The sequence below is a fragment of the Catenuloplanes nepalensis genome (genome assembly GCF_030811575.1).
Taxonomy (GTDB): domain Bacteria; phylum Actinomycetota; class Actinomycetes; order Mycobacteriales; family Micromonosporaceae; genus Catenuloplanes; species Catenuloplanes nepalensis.
The window spans coordinates 7379948-7402870 of the sequence record NZ_JAUSRA010000001.1; the positions used below are offsets into that span (position 1 = coordinate 7379948).

At 70.9% G+C, this 22923-nt stretch carries 15 protein-coding genes; 5 read left to right on the forward strand and 10 right to left on the reverse strand.

Annotation, left to right across the window (positions count from 1 at the left end; all coding sequences use genetic code 11):
• Nucleotides 1-16: 16 nt before the first annotated feature.
• The gene (gene metG, locus J2S43_RS31780; RefSeq protein WP_306835284.1) at nucleotides 17-1813 is read right to left on the reverse strand and encodes a methionine--tRNA ligase; all 1797 of its coding nucleotides are present in this window, start codon (nucleotides 1811-1813) and stop codon (nucleotides 17-19) included.
• Nucleotides 1814-1921: 108 nt separating this feature from the next.
• On the opposite strand from metG, the gene J2S43_RS31785 reads away from it, so the two are divergent.
• Entirely contained in the window at nucleotides 1922-3598 is a 1677-nt protein-coding gene (locus tag J2S43_RS31785) for a hypothetical protein (RefSeq protein ID WP_306835285.1), read from the forward strand.
• 540 nt (nucleotides 3599-4138) lie between these two features.
• On the opposite strand, the gene rsmI is transcribed toward J2S43_RS31785, so the two are convergent.
• Nucleotides 4139-4981: a 16S rRNA (cytidine(1402)-2'-O)-methyltransferase gene (gene rsmI, locus J2S43_RS31790; protein ID WP_306835286.1), complete on the reverse strand. Its 843-nt coding sequence runs from the start codon at nucleotides 4979-4981 to the stop codon at nucleotides 4139-4141.
• Between the two features lie 87 nt (nucleotides 4982-5068).
• Here rsmI and J2S43_RS31795 point away from each other — a divergent pair, with 87 nt between their 5' ends.
• From J2S43_RS31795 to J2S43_RS31805, 3 genes are all read left to right on the forward strand, one after another.
• Complete coding sequence (locus J2S43_RS31795) at nucleotides 5069-6688, forward strand: dolichyl-phosphate-mannose--protein mannosyltransferase (protein ID WP_370881680.1); 1620 nt, start codon at nucleotides 5069-5071, stop codon at nucleotides 6686-6688.
• A gap of 786 nt (nucleotides 6689-7474) precedes the next feature.
• Nucleotides 7475-8662, forward strand: a complete 1188-nt coding sequence (locus J2S43_RS31800; RefSeq protein ID WP_306835288.1) for a hypothetical protein — start codon at nucleotides 7475-7477, stop codon at nucleotides 8660-8662.
• Nucleotides 8659-10884, forward strand: coding sequence for a bifunctional polysaccharide deacetylase/glycosyltransferase family 2 protein (locus J2S43_RS31805; RefSeq protein ID WP_306835290.1), 2226 nt, complete (start codon nucleotides 8659-8661; stop codon nucleotides 10882-10884). Before J2S43_RS31800 ends, J2S43_RS31805 begins: the two co-directional genes overlap by 4 nt.
• 53 nt (nucleotides 10885-10937) lie before the next feature.
• Here J2S43_RS31805 and J2S43_RS31810 read toward each other — a convergent pair whose 3' ends face one another.
• From J2S43_RS31810 to J2S43_RS31845, 8 genes are all read right to left on the reverse strand, one after another.
• On the reverse strand, nucleotides 10938-12155 hold the full coding sequence (locus tag J2S43_RS31810) for a GAF domain-containing sensor histidine kinase (protein WP_306835292.1): 1218 nt from the start codon (nucleotides 12153-12155) through the stop codon (nucleotides 10938-10940).
• Between the two features lie 77 nt (nucleotides 12156-12232).
• Entirely contained in the window at nucleotides 12233-13732 is a 1500-nt protein-coding gene (locus tag J2S43_RS31815) for a glycoside hydrolase family 43 protein (RefSeq protein ID WP_306835294.1), read from the reverse strand.
• 131 nt (nucleotides 13733-13863) lie between these two features.
• Nucleotides 13864-15315, reverse strand: coding sequence for a glycoside hydrolase family 10 protein (locus J2S43_RS31820; protein WP_306835295.1), 1452 nt, complete (start codon nucleotides 15313-15315; stop codon nucleotides 13864-13866).
• 143 nt (nucleotides 15316-15458) lie between these two features.
• Complete coding sequence (locus J2S43_RS31825; RefSeq protein ID WP_306835297.1) at nucleotides 15459-16472, reverse strand: LacI family DNA-binding transcriptional regulator; 1014 nt, start codon at nucleotides 16470-16472, stop codon at nucleotides 15459-15461.
• Nucleotides 16473-16642: 170 nt separating this feature from the next.
• Nucleotides 16643-17638 (reverse strand): galactofuranose ABC transporter, permease protein YjfF, encoded by a 996-nt coding sequence (gene yjfF / locus J2S43_RS31830; protein ID WP_306835299.1) that lies wholly within the window; start codon nucleotides 17636-17638, stop codon nucleotides 16643-16645.
• A gap of 37 nt (nucleotides 17639-17675) precedes the next feature.
• The gene (locus J2S43_RS31835; RefSeq protein WP_306839583.1) at nucleotides 17676-18737 is read right to left on the reverse strand and encodes an ABC transporter permease; all 1062 of its coding nucleotides are present in this window, start codon (nucleotides 18735-18737) and stop codon (nucleotides 17676-17678) included.
• 2 nt (nucleotides 18738-18739) lie between these two features.
• On the reverse strand, nucleotides 18740-20269 hold the full coding sequence (locus J2S43_RS31840; protein ID WP_306835301.1) for a sugar ABC transporter ATP-binding protein: 1530 nt from the start codon (nucleotides 20267-20269) through the stop codon (nucleotides 18740-18742).
• A gap of 208 nt (nucleotides 20270-20477) precedes the next feature.
• Nucleotides 20478-21470 carry an ABC transporter substrate-binding protein gene (locus J2S43_RS31845; protein WP_306835303.1) on the reverse strand — a complete coding sequence of 331 codons (993 nt, stop codon included), beginning with the start codon at nucleotides 21468-21470 and terminating at the stop codon, nucleotides 20478-20480.
• 408 nt (nucleotides 21471-21878) lie between these two features.
• On the opposite strand from J2S43_RS31845, the gene J2S43_RS31850 reads away from it, so the two are divergent.
• Nucleotides 21879-22907: a LacI family DNA-binding transcriptional regulator gene (locus tag J2S43_RS31850; protein WP_442320050.1), complete on the forward strand. Its 1029-nt coding sequence runs from the start codon at nucleotides 21879-21881 to the stop codon at nucleotides 22905-22907.
• Nucleotides 22908-22923 lie beyond the last annotated feature (16 nt).

Genomic DNA, 22923 nt, shown 5'->3' on the forward strand with positions numbered 1-22923 from the left:
CCACGCGCTCACCACATCAGCCGCCCAGGCGGGCCAGCTCCTCCTCGACGATGGACGGGTCCAGCTTGCGGAAGACCGGCTTCGGCGCGGCCAGCGGCGTGCCCGCCACCACGTCCGCCGGCTCCCACCGCGCACCGGCCGTGTAGTCGCCGGTCAGGATCGGGTACGACGGGCCGCCGTCCAGGTCCTCGACCTCCTCGATGCGCGGCTGCGGCGCGTGCACGCCCTCGCCCCCGAGCAGCTCGTGGATCTTCTGCGCGGAGTGCGGCAGGAACGGCGTGAGCAGCCGGTTGCAGTCGCTCACCGCCTGCAGCGCCACGTGCAGGACGGTGCCCTGCCGCGGCTTGTCCTCCTCGGCCTTCAGCTTCCACGGCGCCTGGTCGGAGAGGTACTTGTTGACCTCCGCCACGATCCGCATCGCCTCGCCGATCGCGGCCTTCTGCCGGTGCTTGCCGATCAGCTCGCCGACGCCGGCGAAGCCACCGCGGACCGTCGCCAGCAGGGCGAGATCGTCGGCGGTCGGGTCGAGCAGCGCGGGGATCTCGCCGAAGTTCTTCGCCGCCATCGAGATCGACCGGTTGACCAGGTTGCCCCAGCCCGCGACCAGCTCGTCGTTGTTACGGCGGAGGAACTCGGCCCAGGTGAAATCGGTGTCGTTGCTCTCCGGGCCGGCCGCCGCGATGAAGTAGCGCAGCGCGTCCGCGTCGTACCGCTCCAGGAAGTCGCGCACGTAGATCACCACGGACCGGGACGAGGAGAACTTCTTGCCCTCCATCGTCAGGTATTCACTGGAGACCACCTCGGTCGGCAGGTTCAGCCGGCCGCGCGCGCCGGGCTCGCCGCCGCGGTCGCCCTCGCCGGAGTAGCCGAGCAGCAGCGCCGGCCAGATCACCGAGTGGAAGACGATGTTGTCCTTGCCCATGAAGTAGTACGCGTTCGCGTCCTTGCCCTCGCCGTCCGTGGACCACCAGCGGCGCCACGCCTCCGGGTCGCCGGAGCGGCGCGCCCACTCGACGGACGCGGAGAGGTAGCCGATGACCGCGTCGAACCAGACGTAGATCCGCTTGTCGGTGCGGTCCTTCCAGTCGGCCAGCGGGATCGGCACGCCCCACTCCAGGTCGCGCGTGATCGCGCGCGGCTGCAGGTCGTCGACCAGGTTCTTGGAGAAGCGCAGCACGTTCGGCCGCCAGCCCTCGCGCGTGTCCAGCCACGAGTTCAGCGCCTGCACGAAGCCGGGCAGGTCGAGGAAGAAGTGCTCGGTCTCGACGAACTTCGGCGTCTCACCGTTGATCTTCGATCGTGGGTTGACCAGGTCGGAGGGGTCGAGCTGATTGCCGCAGTTGTCGCACTGGTCGCCGCGCGCGCCGTCGTAACCGCAGATCGGGCAGGTGCCCTCGATGTAGCGATCCGGCAGCGTCCGCCCGGTGGACGGGGAGATCGCGCCGAGCGTGGTCTTCGCGATGATGTAACCGTTGTCGTAGAGGCCCTCGAAGATCTCCTGCACGACCGCGTAGTGGTTGCGCGTGGTGGTGCGGGTGAACAGGTCGTAGGAGAGCCCGAGGCCGCGCAGGTCCTCGACGATCACCCGGTTGTACCGATCGGCGAGCTCGCGCGGCGTCACGCCCTCCTTGTCCGCCTGGACCTGGATCGGCGTGCCGTGCTCGTCCGTGCCGGACACCATGAGCACGTCGTGACCGGCCATCCGCATGAACCGGCTGAAGACGTCGGAGGGCACTCCAAAGCCGGAAACGTGACCGATGTGGCGCGGGCCGTTGGCATATGGCCAGGCAACCGCCGCGAGAACGTGACTCATGACAGTCAACTGTAGTGACCCGCCCGCGGCCGCCGCGAACCTATTGAGCACCGCAACACACCACACGATATGCAAGGATTCGGACACATTCCGTAGTCAAATGGGGTGGTGACGGGTCATGAAAATCAAGACCAACCGCAAAACCCTTCGCGGGTACGCGATGAGCCCGCCCCCGTCACGCCGAAGGCACCGCCCGCGGAGGTCCGGCACACCGTCCCGCTGCCGCCGCACCGCCCGGCGACCGGCGACTCCACGCGGACCCGGCCCACCGAGGAGCTGACCGTGGTCCGCCGTCCCCGGCACGGCCGCCCCGACGACGCCGCTCCCCCGCCCGGCACCGTGCCGGACGCCCGCCACCCGTCGACCGATCGCATCCCCCTGGTCGACCCGGTCCCCCTGATCACCCCCGCCCCACCACCCGAGCCGATCCCGCCCGCCGAGCCGGACTCGCCCGCCCACGTGGACTCGCCCGCCGAGGTGGACTCACCCGCCGAGATGGACTCGCCCGCCCAGGTGGACTCACCCGCCCAGGTGGACTCGCACGCCCACGTGGACTCGCACGCCCACGTGGACTTGCACGCCCACGTGGACTCGCACGCCGAGATGGACTCGCGCGCCCAGGTGGACTCGCGCGCCCAGGTGGACTCGCGCGCCGAGATGGACCCGCCCGCCGAGGCGCACCCACGTGCCGGGGCGGACTTGCGATCCGAGCCGCACCTGCGCTCCGAGACGGACCCTCGCGCCGAGCCTGACCAGCGTGCCGACCCTGGGTCCGAGGCCGATCCGGACGGAGCCGGCGCCGGGCCTGAGCCACTGTCCAGCGCGGACGCGGCGCTCGGCAGCGAGAGTCAGGCCGGCTTCGAGATCGTGGCCGGGTCCGGCGGTGCGGACGCCGCGTCATCGGCACCGGCGCAGCCCTCGGCCGACCGGCCGATCTCCCCCGCGCCCGCCCTGCGCCCCGAGCCCATGCGTCTCGAGCCCATGCGTCTCGAGCCCGTCGTGCGCCCGGAACCCGTCCACATCGAGCCGGTGCGCTTCGAGCCCGCGCGCATCGAGCCGGTGTCCGCCGCGCCGCCGCAGCCAGAGCCGGTCGACCTGCCCGCACCACATCCCGCCATGGTCACCGCGCCCCGGGAACGCGCCACCTGGCTCTCCCGGCCCGCCGCCGAACGCACCCCCGCCGAACGCACCCCCGTCGAGCACACCGGCGCCGACGAGCTGTGGCCGTCGCTCATGATGCGGGCGAGCCGTCCGCCCGCCGTGGCGGCCGCACCGCGGCGCACCGGGACCCGGCTGCCGCGCAACCCGGCCACCGGACTGCCGCTGCTGGTCGTGCTGGCGCTGCTGACCGCGTTCTTCGCCTGGGTCAGCGCGGAACCGTTCTGGCTGGCCGTCGGCCACGGCACGCCCGGCACCGCGACCATCACCCACTGCTCCGGCCCGACGGTGGCCCAGCGCTGCGAGGGCACGTTCACGGCCGCGCGCTTCACCGTGGAGGACGTCGCCGTGCTCGGCGTGCCCAGCGACAGCCGCGCCGCGGGCACCCGGCTCCCCGCGCGGATGGTGGACGACGGCGCCGGCCGCGCGCACGCCAGCTTCCACGGCCTGGGCCTGCACCTGCGCTGGTCACTCGGCCTGATGCTGATCTTCCTCTGCGGCCTCGGCATCGCCTGGGCGACCGGCGCGACCCGCCTGGAGACTCGCCGTTCCCGCACCCGCGCCATCATGATCAGCCTCGGCGCGCCACTGACGCTCCTCCTCGGCTTCCTCATCGCCGCCTGGTGACCCCACACCCCCATGATCGAGGCGTCCCCCAAGCCGCCCTGACAACGTGGGGCACGCCTCGATCATGAAGATGCGGGCAGCGGCCCACGCCCCGTCGTCCAGCGTCACCGCCGATACGGAGTGCGGGCAGCGGCCCACGCCCTGCCGTCTCGCGTCACCCGCCGATTCGGCCGCGGTCGATCCGGCCAACCGCCGATTCGGCCGCGGCCGCGGGCGATCCGGCCGCGGGCGATCCGGCCGCGGGCGATCCGGCCGCGGGCGATCCGGCCGCGGGCGATCCGGCCGCGGGCGATCCGGCCGCGGGCGATCCGGCCGCGGGCGATCCGGCCGCGGGCGATCCGGCCGCGGGCGATCCGGCCGCGGGCGATCCGGCCGCGGGCGATCCGGCCGCGGGCGATCCGGCCGCGGGCGATCTCGACCCGGACCCGCTCGCACCCGCTTTGCTCTGCTTACCAGAACAATTCGCCCGAATTGGAAGTCCGCAACGGTGCAAACCGGACTTCGCGCCTAGGTAAGCAGAGCAAAGGCGGCCGCGGGTGGTCAGCCGGCGGTGACCAGGTTGTAGACGTCGCGGCGGCGCAGGCCGTGCCGGCTCGCCACCGCGGTCGCGGCGTCCCGGCGGGAGACGCCGGCCGCCTGCTCCTCGGCCACCTCGGCCTTGAGCTGCTCGTCCGACGGTCGCTCCGCGGCCATGTCCGGCGCGCCGCCGACCACCACCGTGATCTCCCCGCGCGGCCCGGACTCCGCCGCCCAGGTGGCCAGCGCGGCGAGCGGCCCGCGGCGTACCTCCTCATAGGTCTTGGTCAGCTCGCGGCAGACCGCCGCCTCCCGGTCCGCGCCGAAGACGGCCGCCAGGTCCGCCAGCGTGCCGGAGATCCGGTGCGGCGCCTCGAAGAACACCAGCGTGCGCGGCTCGGCCGCGAGCTCGCGCAGCCGGGAGCGGCGCGCCGAGCCGGACCGCGGCAGGAAGCCCTCGAAGCAGAACCGGTCGCTCGGCAGCCCGGAGAGCGCGAGCGCGGTGGTCACCGCGCTCGGCCCGGGCGCGGCCGTCACCGGGATCTCCGCGTCCAGCGCGGCCCGGACCAGGCGATATCCGGGGTCCGACACGCTCGGCATGCCGCCGTCCGTCACGATCGCCACGACCGCGCCGCCGCGCAGCGCCTCGACCAGCTCCGGCGTACGCCGCTCCTCGTTCCCCTCGAAGTAGGACACCACCCGGCCGGCCACCGTCACGTCCAGGTCCCGGGCCAGCCGGGCCAGCCGCCGGGTGTCCTCCGCCGCCACCACGTCGGCCGACGCCAGCGCCTCGCGAAGCCGCGCGGACGCGTCCCCGACGTTGCCCAGCGGCGCGCCCACCAGGATCAGCCGTCCGCCGTCTGCCACAAGCTCACCTCGAAATCCGCATCGACCATCGATCGGAAGTGGGGGCGGGTTGCCCCCTCCACCGCCCATGCAGCCTACGATCGTCCGGTGACCTCGGCGGCAACAGCGCAGACAGAAGGCCTCGCGGACCCGGCGATCGACCCCGACGCTCCCGCGAAGGCCACCTCACCTGCCCAAACGGGTGACAGCGGCGTCCCCGCGATCGTGCGGCGGCGGCTGGTCCCGTGGGATCGGCGGTTCGACGGCTACTCGTGGGCGGCCACCGGTTTCGTGGTGGCGATCGCCGCGTTGGTCCGGCTGGTCGGGCTGGCGACGCCCAAGGGCCTGATCTTCGACGAGGTCTACTACGCGACCGACGCCTACGACATGCTGTCCCGCAGCATCGAGTGGAACGAGGAGACCAACGGCCCGGCATATGTGGTGCATCCGCCGCTCGGCAAGTGGCTGATCGCGCTCGGCCAGGCGGTCTTCGGCAACAACGAGTTCGGCTGGCGGATCTCCGCCGCCGTGGCCGGCATCCTGTCCGTGCTGATCCTGACCCGGCTGGCGACCCGCCTGTTCGGCTCCGTGATCCTCGGCTGCACGGCCGGCCTGCTGCTCGCGCTGGACGGCTTCCACGTGGTGATGTCGCGGACCGCGCTGCTCGACATCTTCCTGCAGTTGTTCATCCTGGCCGCGTTCGCCGCGCTGGTGCTGGACCGCGACCACCGCCGACGGCACTGGCTGGGCGCGATCGAGCGGGGCGCGGTGGCGCCGACCGGCCGGGTGGTGTTCGCGTTCCCGGGCGGCGTGCCGTGGTGGCGACTGGTCGCGGCGCTGATGCTCGGCTGCGCGCTCGGCGTGAAGTGGAGCGCGCTCTCCGTACTGCCGGTGTTCTTCCTGCTGGTCTGGCTCTGGGAGGGCGGCGCTCAGCGGACCGCCGGGATCCGCTGGGGTTATCTGAAGTCGATTCCGTACGCGCTGGGCTGGAGCCTGATCGCCGGGGTGATCATCTTCGCGGTCTACCTGGCGACCTGGACCGGCTGGCTGGCCACGGACGACGGCTACTTCCGGCACTGGCTGGCGGACAGCGGCCGCGCGGAGCCGCCGGTGATCGGCTCGCTGGTCAACCTGTGGCACTACCACCAGGAGGCGTACGGCTTCCACAACCAGTTGGTGACGAAGCACCCGTATCAGTCGTGGCCGTGGCAGTGGCTGCTGCTGGGCCGGCCGGTCGCGTTCTTCTGGAGCAGCGATCTGCCGTGCGACGCGTCGCAGTGCGCGGCCGAGGTGCTGCTGCTCGGCACGCCGGTGCTGTGGTGGTCGTTCGTCCCGGCGTTCTTCGCGCTGATCTGGTTCGGCATCGCGCGGCGGGACTGGCGGGCGCTGTTCATCGTGCTGGGCGTGCTGGCCAGCTTCGCGCCGTGGTTCTACTACGCGGTGACCGAGGGCCGGACGATGTTCTCGTTCTACGTGCTGCCGGCGGTGCCGTTCTTCGTGCTGGCCGTGGTCTACGTGCTCGGGGCGATCATGACACCCACGTTCGCCGCGCAGCGCCTGGATCCGGAGGCGGTGCTGGAGCGCCGCAAGGTCGGCGCGGTGGTGCTCGGCGTCTACGTGATCCTGGTGGCGATCTGCTTCTGGTACTTCTACCCGGTCTTCGTGGGTGAGTCGATCCCCTACTCCGACTGGTCGGACCGCATGTGGCTGGGGAGCCGCTGGATCTGATCGGCCGCACGACCGCGTTCGACCTGGGGCCCGTCCGATCCGGACGGGCCCCAGATCTGTTGTGCCGGCTGTGCCGCGCGCCCTGCGCTCCCGCCCCGCCTCGATGGCTCGGACCGGGACCCCGCCGTGAAAGGCAGGGCACCCCCCGTTGCCGCCGCCGACGCTGATCAGCCTGCTTTTCGGGGCGTGCGGGTGTCAACCATGGTGAATAGGAAACGACAGAACGCCGCACAACGGTTGATCGACGCGGCGGCCGACCCCTGAACGGCCGACAATACGAACCGTGAAGATTCTTTAGAGATGTTGGCCCGTTCGCGGGCAAAAAAATAGGGCGCGCTCCGATCGCCTGCCACGGGGGAAGCGGGCGATAGGAGCGCGCACCAAAGATGTTAACCATCCGGGATCACCCGCACAACGGGTAGGGGGTGAACAGATCGCTCGCTATAAATCACCCTTTTCGTTCATTTTGCATATTTAGGGCAAATCGGACGGCGGGTAACGGTCCGGGACACGATGGATCTTCGCTTGGACCGGCAAACCGGATGTCTGCTGACTTTTCCCTCAGTCACGTTGCGGACAGCGAAGGGTCACGCGGCGCGCCGTAACCTTTTCCGCACACCGGCAACATGCCACGTCAATCGCTTAAGAAATCATCACAGGCAAATACATCGTGGACGCCACTAATGCGATCATCAGTATTTCGTACCGTTCCTTCATGCGATCGGCCATCATCCGGCCGAGTGACGGGAGAGGCTTTCTTAACTGCGCAGTTCCTAATCTCGCAGTGTGACTCAGCACGATCCCCCCACCGACCGGTCGAGCGCCCCGAGCGGCCTCGACGACGCCCGGACCGCCCCCGCGGATCGAGCGGCCGACCAGACGCCGCACCACGAGGACAATGATCTACCGCTGGCCGGAATGGCCCACGCGGAGACCGCGCACATCGAACTCGGATATACGGAGGCCTATTCTCCGGACCGCCCGAAGGAGCCCGTCGACGACGACGAGACGCTGGCCACCACGGTGCTGCCGGTCAATGCGCCGTCGGCCGGGCCGGTCTTCGTGGACACGACCGGCCGTCGCCGGCGGCGGCTGCGCAGCCTCGCGGTCGCGGTCGGCGCGCTCTCCCTGGTCTACACCGGCATGGTCGGCGTCAGCCTGGCCGGTGGCCCGGTCAGCCCGCGCGCGCTGCTGCCGTTCCCCGAGGTGCTGGAGAACGTAGTGCCCGGCATCGTCAAGCCGGAGCCGTCACCGGCCGCGCCGGAGCCGGTCCGGTCGGCCGAGCCGCAGCGCGAGGCGGTGAACCCGTACCCGGCGTATCCGTTCCCGGCACCGGACGCGCTGCCGCAGCTGCCGCCGGTACCGACCCAGACGTCCGGCGCCGGGCTGGGCGTGGCGCCCACGCCGTCCCGGACCACGTCGCCGCGGCCGCTCGAGTCTGCCAAGGTGACGCCGACGCCGAGCCGGCTGCCGGAGACCACCACCACCCCGACGCCGAGCGGCTCGCCGGTCACGCCGACCCCGTCCGCGCCGAACGAGGGCGGCGGCGTCGGCGGCGGCACCGGCACCACGGACCCGCGCGAGGAGTCCGGCGGCACGAACACCGGCAACACCGACACCGGCGGTACGGCCGGCGGCACCGGCACAGGGACCAGCGGGCCCGGCGGTGGCATCAGCACCGGCGGAACCGGCGCGGGTGTCGAGACGCCCGTCGCGGAGCCCCCGGCGACCGGCGGCACCGGCGGCGGTACCGAGATGCCCGCACCGGACCCGGAGCCCGAGCCGCCCTACGTCGCGCCCGAGCCGCCCTACGTCCCCGCACCGCCGGTCCAGCCCGTGCAGGAGAGCCTCCCGGCCGTGCCCGTCGACGAGGCCCGCCCGGCCACACCACTCGAGGCCGTCGCGGAGGAGAGCGAGAACGACGACGACGGCGCCGGCCCCACCGACGACGAGAGCCCGGAGACCGACACGTGATAGTGACGCCGCCCCGCTCGGACGCCGCCCCGTCGCCCCGGCGGCGGGCCCGCACCACGACCGCCCGCCGCATCGTCCCGCGCCCGCGCCTGCTGGTCGCGACCACCCTGCTGGTGCTGCTGGTCAGCGTGCTCATGGTCCGCGCGTACGCCGGCGCGGCGCTCTCCCCGGACGGGCTGCACACGAGCTCCGGCGCACAGGGCACCGTCCCGGCGGAGATCGTCGAGGGCGGCCCGATCATCAACACCGCGCGGGGCGGCACCCAGTCGTACCGGCTGCCGGAGAAGACGATCGCGCTGACCTTCGACGACGGCCCGGACCCGTGGTGGACGCCGAAGGTGCTGCGCAAGCTGGCCGAGCACGACGTGGACGCCACCTTCTTCGTGGTCGGCAGCGGGTCGGCCCGGCACCCGGACCTGGTTCGGCAGGTCGCGGTCGAGGGCCACGAGCTGGGCGTGCACACGTTCACCCACCCGGATCTGACGCGGATGCCGGGCTGGCAGCGGCGCGCCGAGTACTCGCAGACGCAGATGGCGATCGCCGGCGCGACCGGCGTGAAGACGTCGCTGATCCGGTTCCCGTACTCGTCGCACGCGTACGCGATCGACGACGAGAACTGGCCGCTCTACCGCGAGGCCGGTGATCTCGGCTACCTGCCGGTGCTGAACGACACGGACAGCAAGGACTGGGCCCGGCCGGGCGTGGACCAGATCATCGAGAACTCCACCCCGGAGGGCACCCAGGGCGCGATCATCCTGTTCCATGACGCCGGCGGCGACCGTTCGCAGACCGTGGCGGCGCTGGACCGGTTCATCCCGGCGATGAAGGAACGCGGCTACCGGTTCGTGACCGTCTCGCAGGGCCTGACCCAGGCGATGGAGTCCGCGGCCCCGGCCGGGAACGCGACCGCGCGGACCGAGGCGGCGGCCTCGGACGGCGAGATGTGGCGCGGCTCCGCGCTCGTGTGGGCGATCCGGATCGCGGACACCACGGTCGACGCGCTCGGCGTGCTGTTCGTGATCGCCGGCGCGCTGACGCTGATCCGTACCCTGCTGATGCTGGTTCTGGCCGGTAGGCACGCGCGGAAGCGGCGGCGGAAGGACTTCCGCTGGGGGCCGGAGGTGACGGCGCCGGTGTCGGTGATCGTCCCGGCCTACAACGAGAAGGAGGGCATCGAGGCGGCCGTGCGGTCGCTGGCCGGTGGCGACTACCCGCACGTCGAGGTGGTGGTGGTCGACGACGGGTCGAGCGACGAGACCGCGGCGCTCGCGGAAGGGCTGGGCCTGCCGAACGTGCGGGTGGTCCGGATCCCGAACGGTGGCAAGCCGAACGCGCTGAACACCGGCGTGGCGTTCGCGAGTCACGACCTGATCGTGATGGTGGACGGCGACACGATCTTCGAGCCGGACTCGATCCGGCGGCTGGTACAGCCGTTCGCGGATCCGGCCGTGGGCGCGGTCGCGGGCAACGTGAAGGTCGGCAACCGCAACAGCCTGGTGGCGCGCTGGCAGCACATCGAGTATGTGATCGGCTTCAACCTGGACCGCCGGCTCTACGAGACGCTGCGCTGCATGCCGACCGTGCCGGGCGCGATCGGCGCGTTCCGGCGGCAGGCACTGGTGCAGGCCGGCGGCATGAGCGACGAGACGCTGGCCGAGGACACGGACGTGACCATGGCGTTCCTGCGCAACGGCTGGCACGTGGTGTACGAGGAGAACGCGCGCGCCTGGACCGAGGCGCCGGCGAAGCTGGGCCAGCTGTGGAAGCAGCGCTACCGCTGGTCGTACGGCACCATGCAGGCGATGTGGAAGCACCGGAAGGCGCTGGTCGAGTCCGGTCCGTCGGGCCGGTTCGGGCGGGTGGGCCTGCCGATCCTGGCGCTGTTCGGCGTCACGCTGCCGCTGCTGGCACCGGTGATCGACCTGCTGACGCTGTACGGCCTGCTGTTCCTGGGCCGCACCGAGACCGTGATCGCCTGGCTCGCGATGCTGGTCATGCAGATCGTGACCGCGATGGTGGCGTTCCGGCTGGACCGGGAGTCGATGCGGCCGCTGTGGACACTGCCGTTGCAGCAGTTCGCGTACCGCCAGCTGATGTATCTGGTGTTGATCCAGTCCGCGGTGACCGCGCTGACCGGCGCCCGGCTGCGCTGGCACAAGCTGCAGCGCACCGGCGACGCCCTGGTCGGCACCGCACCCCGGGACAAGACCCCGGTCGGCTAGACCGTGATCGGGGCGTCATTCATGTCCTTCCAACGACATGAATGACGCCTCGATCACTGAGGGGCGAGCGTGGCCGTGATCGCCGGGAAGACCACGCGCAGCGAGGTGCCCTGGCCGGGACGGTCGGAGAGCGCGAGCGTGGCGTGGTGCACGTCGAGGATCCGCTTCGCCACGGCCAGGCCGCGGTCCGGCCCGTCCTCCAGCTGCGCCACCGCGCTGTAGTAGAGGTGGGTGAAGAGGCTGGGCCGCTCGGTGTCCGGCTGGTCCAGGTCGTCCAGGCGCACGCCCGGGCCGCCCTCGTCCACGGTCGTCACCCGCACCCGGCCGCCCGGCGGCGTGTACTTCACGGTCGCGAAGAGCAGGTGCATGACAACCTGTTCCAGCCGTACGGGGTCCGCGTAGATCGGCAGCGGCGGCCCCTGCCCGTGCAGGATCCAGATCTCCTTGGTGGCCGCGATCGGCCGGACCGCCTGCACCGCGCGCTCGGTGATCCGGGTCAGGTCGACCTCGCGCAGGTGCAGCGCCTCGTACCCCTCGTTCTCCGGGTCGGCCATCGCCAGCAGGTGCGCGACCAGCTGCCGCATCGGGTCCAGGTGGCGCCGGGTGGTGCGGACCAGCGCCTCGGCCAGCACGGGGTCCGGCTCCCGGTCGGTGCTGACGCTCGCGAGGTACGCCCCGAGCTCGTGCAGCGGCGCGCGCAGGTCACCGGCGAGCAGATTCGCGAAGTCGTCCCGGCGGCGCTCGATGTCCTGCAGCCGGGCCACGGTCCGGTTCAGCGCCTTCGCGTACCGCCGGAGTTCCAGCTGCGCCGTGACCTGCCGGGACAGCGCGCGCAGCGCCTGCAGCTGGTCCAGGTTGAGCCGGCGCGGCTCGGAGTCGACCACGCAGAGCGTGCCGAGCGCGAAGCCGTCGCTGGTGACCAGCGGCGCTCCGGCGTAGAACCGCACGCCCGGGTCGCCGGCCACCAGCGGGTTGTCCGCGAACCGCCGGTCCTCGTGCACGTCCGGCACCACCAGCAGGTCCTTGCCGAGGATCGCGTGCGCGCAGAACGACACGTCGCGCGAGGTCTCGTCCACCTCGGTCCCGACCTTCGCCTTGAACCACTGCCGGTCCGCGTCGACCAGGCTGACCAACGACATCGGTACGCCGCAGACGTGCGACGCCAGCTTGACGATATCGTCGAACTCCTGCTCCGGGTCGGTGTCCAGCACCTCCAGGTCGTGGAGCATGGCGAGCCGCCCGGCCTCGTTCTCCGGCTTTGCCGCTTCCATGGGCCACCTCCGGCTGCTGTTGAGGGCTGCGCTGCCAGAGATATCAGCCGTAGGGTGCAGGACAGGCCGAACCGGCCTCAGGCGTCCGAGCCGGTGTAGCTGAACCAGTCGTAGTGAACGGTCCCGCGCAGCGCGGACAGGCCGATCACCCGGCCGGTGAAACCGCCTGCGACCTCGGTCGACAGGTAACGGCCGTCCAGCTCGGCCAGCGAGACGAAGACGTCGTCCGCGACCAGCCCGAGCCGGACCAGGTCCGGTGAGTCGGTGGGCGAGTCCGGGTCCGGCCCGGCCGCGTCGATCGCGACGGTCAGCAGCACCGGGCCCGCGGCGCGGCGGTGGACGCCGAGCACCTGGCGCAGCGGGCCGATCCGGGCCTCCGCGATCACCTGGTCGCCGTCGACGTGCACGCCGTACCAGTGGCGCTCGTCCAGCCGTACCATCAGGCCGCCGGCCGCCCCGGGGTCCGGGTCCGCGCGGGTCTGCACGCGGCAGCTCAGGTGCGTCTGGCGGCGGCCGGCGAACCCGCCCTCCGGCACGGTCAGCCAGCCCTCCCGGACGTCCAGCCGGGCGGTCGCGGCGCGCGGCTGGATCCACCGCGGATGCAGGCGTGGGCCGCGGAAGTCGTCGTGCTCGTCGCCGCCTCCATCGCCCGGCTGGACGTCCGGCCAGGGCGCGGCGGGCAGCGTCGGCCCCTCGGTCACCGGCGCCACCTCGCCGATCACCGGCCAGCCGTCCACCCAGGTAACCGGCGCCAGAAACGTCTCGCGGCCGAGCACGTGGTAGCCGGGGCTGCCGCCGCGCGGGCGGGTGCCGAGGAACAGCAGCCACCAGCTGCCGTCGTGTGCCTGGATCAGGTCGCCGTGGCCGGTGTTCTGGATCGGCCGGTCGGTGCTGCGGTGGGTGAGGATCGGGTTGGCCGGGCAGGGCTCGAACGGCCCGTCCGGCCGCGGGCCGCGCGCGATCGAGACGCCGTGGCCGCGCTCGGTGCCGCCCTCCGCGATCAGCAGGTACCACCGGTCGCCGATCCGGTAGAGGTGCGGCGCCTCCGGGTACTGCGCGCCGGGCGTGCCGGACCAGATCGGCCGCGGCGTCTCCAGCGTCTCGCCGGTCTTCGGGTCGATCCGCGCCTGCCGGATCCCGGCGAACGTGCACCAGCAGTTGCCCTCGGCGTCCCAGGCGAGGTCCGGGTCGATGCCGTTGATGCCGGGGAGCCGCACCGGGTCGGACCACGGCCCGGCCGGGTCGGTCGCGGTCAGGATCACGGTGCCGCCGCCGGAGACGTTCGTGGTGATCAGCCAGAACAGCCCGTCGTGGTGCCGCAGCGTGGGCGCGTAGACGCCGCCGGACGCCGGAACCGTCTCGCCGAAGCCCAGCTGCGCCTCGGTCAGCGCGTTGCCGATCTGTCGCCAGTGCACCAGGTCGCGGCTGTGCAGGATCGGCACGCCGGGCACGTACTCGAAGCTGGAGGTCGCGAGGTAGTAGTCCTGGCCGACGCGGCACACGCTCGGATCGGGGAAGAAGCCGGGGACGACGGGGTTCCGGAAAGCGCCGATGACGAAACTCCCAACAAACCTCAAAGTATGAGCATTTTTCCGGCCTTGTCGTCCGGGCGCACCCAGGACGGTTGTGGTCGAAAAATGCTCAGATCAAAGGGTACGGTCGTGACCGTACCCTTTGATCTCGGGTTAATCCACGATCTTGATCTTGTTTACCCCTGGGCCATCGAGCAGGCCGCACCGTTCAACGTGAACGCGGCCGGCGCCGGGTTGCTGCCGCTGTGCGTGCCGTTGAAGCCGAACGATGTGCTGCCACCGGCCGGGATCGACGCGTTCCAGGCCGCGTTCGTCGCGGTGACCGCCGTGCCGGACTGGGTGACCGAGGAACTCCACGACTGCGTGACGGTCTGGCCGCCGGTGTAGCTCCAGCGCAGCGTCCAGCCGTCGACCGCGCCGCTCCCGGTGTTCCGCACGGTCACGTTCGCGGTGAAACCGGTGTTCCACTGGTTCACGCCGTAACTGACCGCGCAGCCGCCGCCCGGTCCCGGCGTGGTCGGGTTCGGCGACGGTGAGCCGGTCGTGGTGGTCGGTGTCGGCGTGGTGACCGTGCCGCCGAAGCCCGCCGCCGCGCCGTCGTAGGCCGGCTTCTTCGCGTAGTTCTCGTCCCACATCAGCGCGGCGCCGTACCCGGGGAAGACGTCCGGCACCCAGGAGTATTTGTCCGTGATGCCCCAGACCGTCACGCCGGTGCAGCGCGTGACGTTCGCACAGGCCGTGAAGACCTTCTGGTAGTCGCTCCGCTGCGTGGCCAGCTCCGACGCGTCGGCCGGCGTCTGCAGTCGCACGTCCAGCTCGGTGATCCGCACGTCCACGCCCAGATCCGCGAAGCGCCGCAGGTTGGCCTGCAGGTCGGACGGGACCTGGCCGAGGATCAGATGGGCCTGGAATCCGACGCAGTCGATCGGCACGCCGCGCGACGTGAAGTCCCGCACCAGGTTGTAGATCGCGGTGCTCTTCGCGTTGATCGCGTCCGTGGAATAGTCGTTGATGCACAGCTTCGCGGCCGGGTCCGCCGCGCGCGCGGCCTTGAACGCCTCCTCGATGTACGAGTCGCCGATCCGGGTCTGGAAGATCGACTGACGCCGCGAGCCGTTGTCCTCGAACGCCTCGTTGACCACGTCCCAGGCGACGACCTCGCCGGCGTAGTGCCCGGCCACGTTCGCGATGTGGTTCTTCATGGCGGCGAGCAGGTCGGTGCCGCCGCTGATGCCGTCCACCCAGCCCGGGTACTGCTGGTGCCAGACCAGCGCGTGCCCGTAGAGCTGCTTGCCGCCGGACGCCGCGTAGTCCGCGACCGCGTCACCGGCCGCGTAGGTGAACTGGTTGCGGGACGGCTCGGTCTCCGACCACTTCATCGCGTTCTCGGCCACGACCAGGTTGAACTCGGTGTCGGCGATGTTCCTGTACGCGGGCTCGTTCAGATAGCTCGACGTGAGCGCGAAGCCGACCGTCTTGCCCTTCGCCCGCGCGAGGCTCTGCAGCGTGGTGGCGGCGTCGGCGAGTTGCGGGATCGCGATCACGGCGCCGGCCGCGAGCAGCACGGCGAACGCGGCCTGCAGCGGGCGCCGGTGACGTCTCGGCGGGCGCTTCGAGTCGTCGGTCATCGGGGGCGTTCCTCTCGGGGACGGCTCCCGGGGCACGGCGGTGGAGTCGCCGCGAGATGCATCTATATCTATGGGAGCGATCCCAAGTATTGGCCGAGCCAGTCGTCAGCGTCAATCTCTTACCGAAATGTCCCGGAAACGGATCACACCGCAGCGGTGCTGTCGCGGATCACCAGGTCGGTGGCGAGCTCGATGCGCGGCGTCTCGATCTCCTCGCCCTGCGCCAGCCGCAACACCGTCCGCGCAGCCAGCAACCCCATCTCGGCCAGTGGCTGGCGCACCGTGGTGAGCGGCGGCGAGGCCCAGCGCGCCTCCGGAAGATCGTCGAAACCCACCACGCTGATGTCGTCCGGCACGCGCAGCCCGCGCCGGCGGACCGCCTCATAGACCCCGAACGCCATCTGGTCGCTGGACGCGAAGATCGCGGTCGGCGGGTCGTCCAGCTCCAGCATCGCGGCGCCGCCGGCGAACCCGGACTCGTGGTAGAAGTCGCCCTGGAAGAGCAGCTCTTCCTCGACCTCGATGCCGGCCGCCTCCAGACCCGCGCGGTAACCGTCCAGCCGGGCGCGCGAGCAGAGCAGCCGCTTCGGCCCGGCGATGAACCCGATCCGCCGGTGACCCAGCGACAGCAGGTGCTCGGTCGCGCTGAGGCCGCCCGCCCAGTTCGTCGCGCCGATCGTCGGGGTGTCCACCGCGGGCACGCCGGCCGGGTCGACCACCACCATCGGGATGTTCAGCCGGCGCAGCTCGGCCAGCAGCGGCGGCGACAGGTCGGAGACGACGAAGATGACGCCGTCGGTGGCGCGGGCCCGCAGGTTCTGCAGCCACTGCCGGGCCGAGGTGGAGCGCTGGTGGATCGCGGAGACCACGGTGCCGACGCCGGCCGCGTGCGCCACGTCCTCCACACCCCGGATGATCTCGACGGCCCACGGGCTGTCCAGGTCGTTGAAGACCAGGTCGATCAGGCTGGCGGAGACCCGGCTGCGGGCGGCGCGACGCCGGTAACCGTGCTGGCGCAGCAGTTCCTCGACGCGCTCCCGGGTCTGCGGCGACACGTCCGACCGGCCGTTGAGCACGCGCGAGACGGTCGGGACCGAGACGCCGGCCTCCGCGGCGATCGCGGTGATGGTGACCCTGCGTCCCTCGCCGACGGTCACGGACGCCTCCCTCTTCGCATACGGCTGTCCCGCCTATCTTGCCCCAGCCGCCCCCGAATCGGGATCCCGCAATTTCCGAATCGCTACCGGAACCCACGACCCCACTGTGATCCAGGCGTCATTCATGTCTTTCTAACGTCATGAATGACGCCTGGATCACCAGGAGAAACTCAAGTCTTGCGGGCGCCGATCACGCGCTGGAGCACGATGAAGAGCAGCAGCAGCGCGCCCACGGCGATCCGGGTCCACCAGGACAGCAGACCCTCGAACTGGATGATCGTCTGGATCACGCCGAAGACCAGCACGCCCAGCACGGTGCCGAGCACGAACCCGGAGCCGCCGGTCAGCAGCGTGCCACCGATGACCACGGCCGCGATCGCGTCCAGCTCCATGCCGATGCCGGTGTTGCTGTATCCCGCGCCGGTGTAGAACGTGTAGAGCACGCCGGCACCGGTCGCGCACAGGCCGCTCACCGCGTAGACGCCGACCTTCGTCAGCGCCACCGGCAGGCCCATCAGCAGCGCGGACTGCTCGTTGCCGCCGATCGCGTAGACGTTGCGGCCGAAGCGCGTGTAGTGCAGCACCACGAACGCGAGCGCGACCACGATCAGCGAGGTCACCACGCTGGGATCGATCCGGTAGTCGCCGAGCGGGACCATGGTGTTGGCGGTGTCGGTGAAGAACGGGTGGCTGATCCTGATCGAGTCCGTGCTGATCACGTAGCAGAGGCCGCGGGCCAGGAACATGCCGGCGAGCGTCGCGATGAACGGCGGCACCTCGAAGAAGTGGATGATCGCGCCCATCGCGCTGCCGGACACCGCGCCGACCACCAGCACCAGCGGGATCACCGCGCCGGGCGACCAGCCCTCCTCGGTGATCAGCCAGGCGCAGAGCATGGTGGAGAGCGCCAGCATCGAGCCGACCGACAGGTCGATGCCGCCGCTCAGGATCACGAACGTCATGCCGACCGCGAGCACCAGCAGGAACGCGTTGTCCTTGAACACGTTCAGCAGCACCTGGAGGTCCGCGAAGTTGTCGTAGGTGAGCGAGCCGCCGATCCACATCAGCAGCAGCACGCCGGCGGTGGCGAGGATCGGCACGTACCGCTGCCGGCCGGTGAAGACCCTGGCCAGCCTGGTGCCGGTAGGAGTCGTCAGAGTGCTCACGCCGTACCCCCTACGAAGCTCTCGCTGGCGAGCTCGCTCACGCCGGCACCTTCTCACTCGTCGGCTCGGAGGGACTGCCGGACGACGGGGGTGGCGTGCGCCGCGGTCCCCACCGGCCGAAGACCTTGCTGCGGAATGCCGGGGACTGCAGCAGGCACACGATGGTCACCACGACGGCCTTGAAGATCAAGGTCGTCTCCGGGGGTACGCCCAGCGTGTAGACCGTGGTGGACAGCGTCTGGATCACCAGCGCGCCGATCACCGTACCGCCGATCGAGAAACGGCCGCCGGTCAGCGCGGTGCCGCCGATCACCACCGCGAGGATCGCGTCCAGCTCGATCAGCAGACCCGCGTTGTTGCCGTCCGCGGACGAGACGTTCGAGCTGATCATCAGCCCGGCCAGGCCCGCGCAGAGCCCGCTCACCGCGTAGACCAGCAGCACCAGGCTGCGGGCCCGGATGCCGACCAGCCGGCTGGCCTCCGCGTTGCCACCGACCGACTCCAGCAGCAGGCCGAGCGCGGACCGGCGCATGATCAGCGCGGTGATTCCGATCATGGTGAGCGCGATCAGCACCGCGGCCGGCAGCGTGAGCAGCCAGCCCGCGCCGATCCACTTGTACGGCGCACTGTTGATCGTGATGATCTGCCCGTCCATGATCAGCTGTGCGATGCCGCGGCCGGCCACCATCAGGATCAGCGTCGCGATGATCGGCTGGATGCCGATCCAGGACACCATCACGCCGTTGAACGCGCCGAAGAGCAGCGTGACGCCGAGCGCCATGGCGACCGCGAGCAGCACGCCGCTCACCGCGTTCTGATCGGCCTGCCTACTGATGTGCAGGCAGGCCACCGCGCCGGCGATGGAGACCACGGATCCGACGGAGAGGTCGATGCCGCCGGTCGCGATCACCAGCGTCATGCCGAGCGCGACCAGCATCAGCGGCGCGCCGAACCGGAGGATGTCGATCACGCTGCCGTAGAGGTGCCCGTCCTGAATCCGGATCGCGAAGAAGTCCGGCTTCTCGATCAGGTTGCCGAGCAGCAGCACCACCAGCACCAGGACCGGCCAGAAGAGACGATGTCTGGTCACCGCGGCCATGTTCATGAGCCCTCCCCGCTCGCGATGGTCTGCATGATCCGGTCGGCGGTCAGCGACTCGTCGTTGGCCAGCTCCGCCACCAGCCGGCGGTCCCGCAGCACGCCCACCTTGTGGCTGAGCCGCAGCACCTCCTCCAGCTCCGCGGAGATGAACAGCACGGACATGCCGTCCTCGGCCAGCGAGACCACCAGCCGCTGGATCTCCGCCTTCGCGCCGACGTCGATGCCACGCGTGGGCTCGTCCAGGATCAGCAGCTTGGGCTGGGTGATCAGCCAGCGCGCGAGCAGCACCTTCTGCTGGTTGCCGCCGCTGAGGTTGCGCACCAGCGCGTCCGGGTCGGCCGGCCGGATGCTGAGCGCCTCGATGTACTTCGCCACCAGCTCGTCCCGGCGGCGCGGCGGCACCGGGCGCATCCAGCCGCGCGCGGCCTGCATCGCCAGGATGATGTTCTCCCGCACCGACAGATCGCCGACCAGGCCCTCGGTCGTGCGGTTCTCGGGGAGGAACGCGATGTTCCGCCCGATCGCGGTGCGCGGCGTCTTCACCGTCTGGGGCGTGCCGTCGATGACGATCGTGCCGGTCTCCGCCCGGTCCGCTCCGAAGATCAACCGCGCCACCTCGGTACGCCCGGAGCCGAGCAGTCCGGCCAGGCCGACCACCTCGCCGCGGTGGATCGACAGGTCGAACGGCTGCACCAGCCCGGTCTTGCCCAGCTGGGTGGCCTGCAGGAACGGCTCCTGCCGCGCAAGCGAAGCCAGCTGGCGCCTCGGCGCCTCCTCCAGCTGTTCCAGCACCGACAGCTCGGTGCCGATCATCTTGGAGACCAGCTCGATGCGGCTCAGCTCGTCGGTCCGCCACTCGCCGACCAGGCGGCCGTTGCGCAGGATCGTCATCCGGTCGGAGATCTCGTAGATCTGCTCCAGGAAGTGCGACACGAAGAGCAGCGCGACGCCGTCCTCCTTGAGCCGCCGCATCACCCGGAACAGCTGCTGCACCTCGCCGGCGTCCAGACTGGACGTGGGCTCGTCCAGGATCACCACCTTGGCGGCGATGTCCACCGCCCGGACGATCGCGACCAGCTGCTGGATCGCCAGCGAGTAACTCGCCAGCGGCGCGGTCACGTCGATGTCCAGGTCCACCCGGGCGAGCAGCTCGCGGGAGCGCCGCCGCATCTCCGGGTAGTTGTTGATCAGGCCGAGGAACCGCGGCTCGCGGCCGATGAAGATGTTCTCCGCCACCGAGAGGTTGGGGCAGAGGTTGACCTCCTGATAGACCGTGCTGACGCCGGCCTGCTGCGCCTTGAGCGGGCTGCTGAAGTGCACCCGCTCCCCGGCCAGCACGGCTACGCCCGCCTCGGCCTGGTAGACGCCGGTGAGCACCTTGATCAGGGTGGACTTGCCGGCGCCGTTCTCGCCCATCAGGGCGTGCACCTCGCCGGGGAACAGCCGGAAGTCGACACCGGCCAGCGCGGTGACGCCGGGGAACTCCTTGGTGATGCCCTTCATCTGCAGAATCGGCTGTGGGTCCGGCATCGCGCCGTGCTCCTCTCCTTGCTGCCTTTCCATCGCGCGGTGATGCCGCCGGGCCCGGTGGACCGGCCCGGCGGCACGCGCGACTGGCGCTGCGGTTCGAAGGCCGGGCCGATGTGGGGCGATGCCCTCATCGGCACGGGCTTCCGGGCTCGTCTCACCGGGGACGGCCGGACTGCGGTGCGGTCCGGCCGCCCGGTGGAGACAGGCCCTAGTACTGCCGGCTGGGGAGCGCGGCGGCGGCCTGGTCCTGGGTGAAGACGCCCTCCTCGGTGAGGATGCGCTTCTCCACGGTCTCGCCCTTCACGACCTTCTGAACGAGTTCCATCAGCTGCGGGCCGAGCAGCGGGTTGCACTCGACGACCACGTTGATCTTGCCGTCGACCATCGCCTGGAACGCGTCCTTGACGCCGTCGATCGAGATGATCTTGATGTCGGTGCCGGGCTTCTTGCCGGCCTCCTCGATCGCCTGGATCGCGCCGAGCGCCATGTCGTCGTTGTGCGCGTAGAGCACGTCGATGTCCGGGTTGGACTGCAGGAAGGCGGTCATCACCTCCTTGCCCTTGGCCCGGGTGAACTCGCCGGTCTGGGACGCGATGATCTTGAAGTTCGGGTTCGCGGCGATGGCGTCCCCGAAGCCCTTCTTCCGGTCGATCGCCGGCGCGGCGCCCGGCGAGCCCTGCAGCTCCACGATGTTGACCGGCTCGGTCTTGCCCTCGTACTCCTTGATCAGCCAGTCGGCGGCGCGCTGGCCCTCGACGATGAAGTCCGAGCCGATGAACGTGACGTAGAGCGAGGTGTCGGTCGAGTCGACGGCGCGGTCGGTCAGGATCACCGGGATGCCGGCCGCCTTCGCCTCCTTCAGCACCGGGTCCCACCCGGTGTTGACCACCGGCGAGAACGCGATCACGTCGACCTTCTGCTGGATGTAGCCCCGGATCGCCTTGATCTGGTTCTCCTGCTTCTGCTGCGCGTCGGAGAACTGCAGCTCGATCCCGGCGGCCCTGGCGGAGTCCTGGATGGACTTCGTGTTCGCCGTGCGCCAGCCGGACTCCGCGCCGACCTGGGCGAAACCGAGGACGATCTTGTCGTCGGCCCCGCCGGCGTCGTTGTCCTGTGTGCCGTCACCACAGGCGGCCAGCCCGCTGGTGGCGAGACCGGCCGCCGCGACGACCGCGAAAAGCTTCCTCCTGCTTACGTGCATGACTCTGACTCCTCTGCCGAAGAACGCCGTGTACGTCGCTGCTCCGGCCGGCGAGGTGCCCACGCCGGCCGATCCGCCGGCCCCGGGGACGGGACCGTGAGGTGGAGAAACGTTGTGCCGCGTTGCGTGAACCAGGTGCCATGTGCTGTGGTGCCATGTGCAGTGGTGCAAGGGGCTCGGCCGGACGCGGCCGCATGCCCGGAAGGTGCCTGGCCGGGCATTACGGCGCCGCTGTCACGGCCTCGTTACAAGGACGTTGCGCAGTAGTGTTAGCGCTAACAATCGATGAGTCAAGGGGTGTGCGGGGTCACAACTTGGCCACGATGATCACAAATACCTACAGGTCCGGGCAAGAAATCGGTCTACCAGGCCAATCGACCGTCGTGCGGTGAGCGATAACCTAAGGCGGTGACATCGACTCCCGACGCGGCGCGACCGGCGGTCATGACCGACGTCGCCCGGCTCGCCGGTGTCTCGCACCAGACCGTCTCCCGGGTTCTGAACAACCACCCGAGTGTCCGGCCGGACACGCGCGAGCGGGTCATGCGCGCGGTCACCGAGCTGAGTTACCGGCCCAACGCGATGGCCCGCGGCCTGGCCAGCCGCCGGTCCCGGGTGCTCGGCGTGGTCAGCTTCGACACCATCCTGTTCGGTCCCGCGTCCACACTGCTCGGCATCGAGCGGGCCGCGCGCGGCGCGGGTTACGGCGTCAGCATCGTCGCGCTGGAGCGGGTCGACCGGGCCGGCGTGCTCTCCGCGGTCGACGGCCTGGCCTCGCAGGGCGTGGACGGCATCATCATCATCGCGCCGCAGATGGCGGCGCAGGCCGCACTGCACAGCCTGCCGCCCGGCCTGCCCGCGGTCGCGGTCGAGACCGGCCAGGACGGCGTGCTCCCGGCCGTCTCGGTCGACCAGGCCGAGGGCGCGCGGCTCGCGGTCCGGCACCTGGTGGAGCTGGGCCACACCACGGTCTGGCACGTGGCCGGCCCCGGCGACTGGCTGGAGGCGCGCGACCGCGTGCACGGCTGGCGCGCCGCGCTGGAGGAGGCCGGCCGCCCGGTCCCACCGGTGATCTCCGGCGACTGGGGCGCCCGGTCCGGCTTCACCGCCGGCGCCGCGCTGACCGGCCGCGACTCGGTCACCGCGGTCTTCACCGCCAACGACCAGATGGCCCTGGGCCTGCTCCGCGCGCTGCACGAGCGCGGCGTCCGGGTCCCCCAGGACATCAGCGTGGTCGGCTTCGACGACATCCCGGAGGCGGAGTTCATGCTGCCGCCGCTGACCACGGTCCGCCAGGACTTCGACGAGGTCGGCCGGCGCAGCATCACCGCGCTGCTGCGGATCATCGAGGGCGACGACGAGGACACACCGGACACACCGGCCGTGGTCTCACCGACGCTCGTGGTCCGCCGCTCCACCGCCCCACCCCGCACCTGACGCCGAACGCCACCGG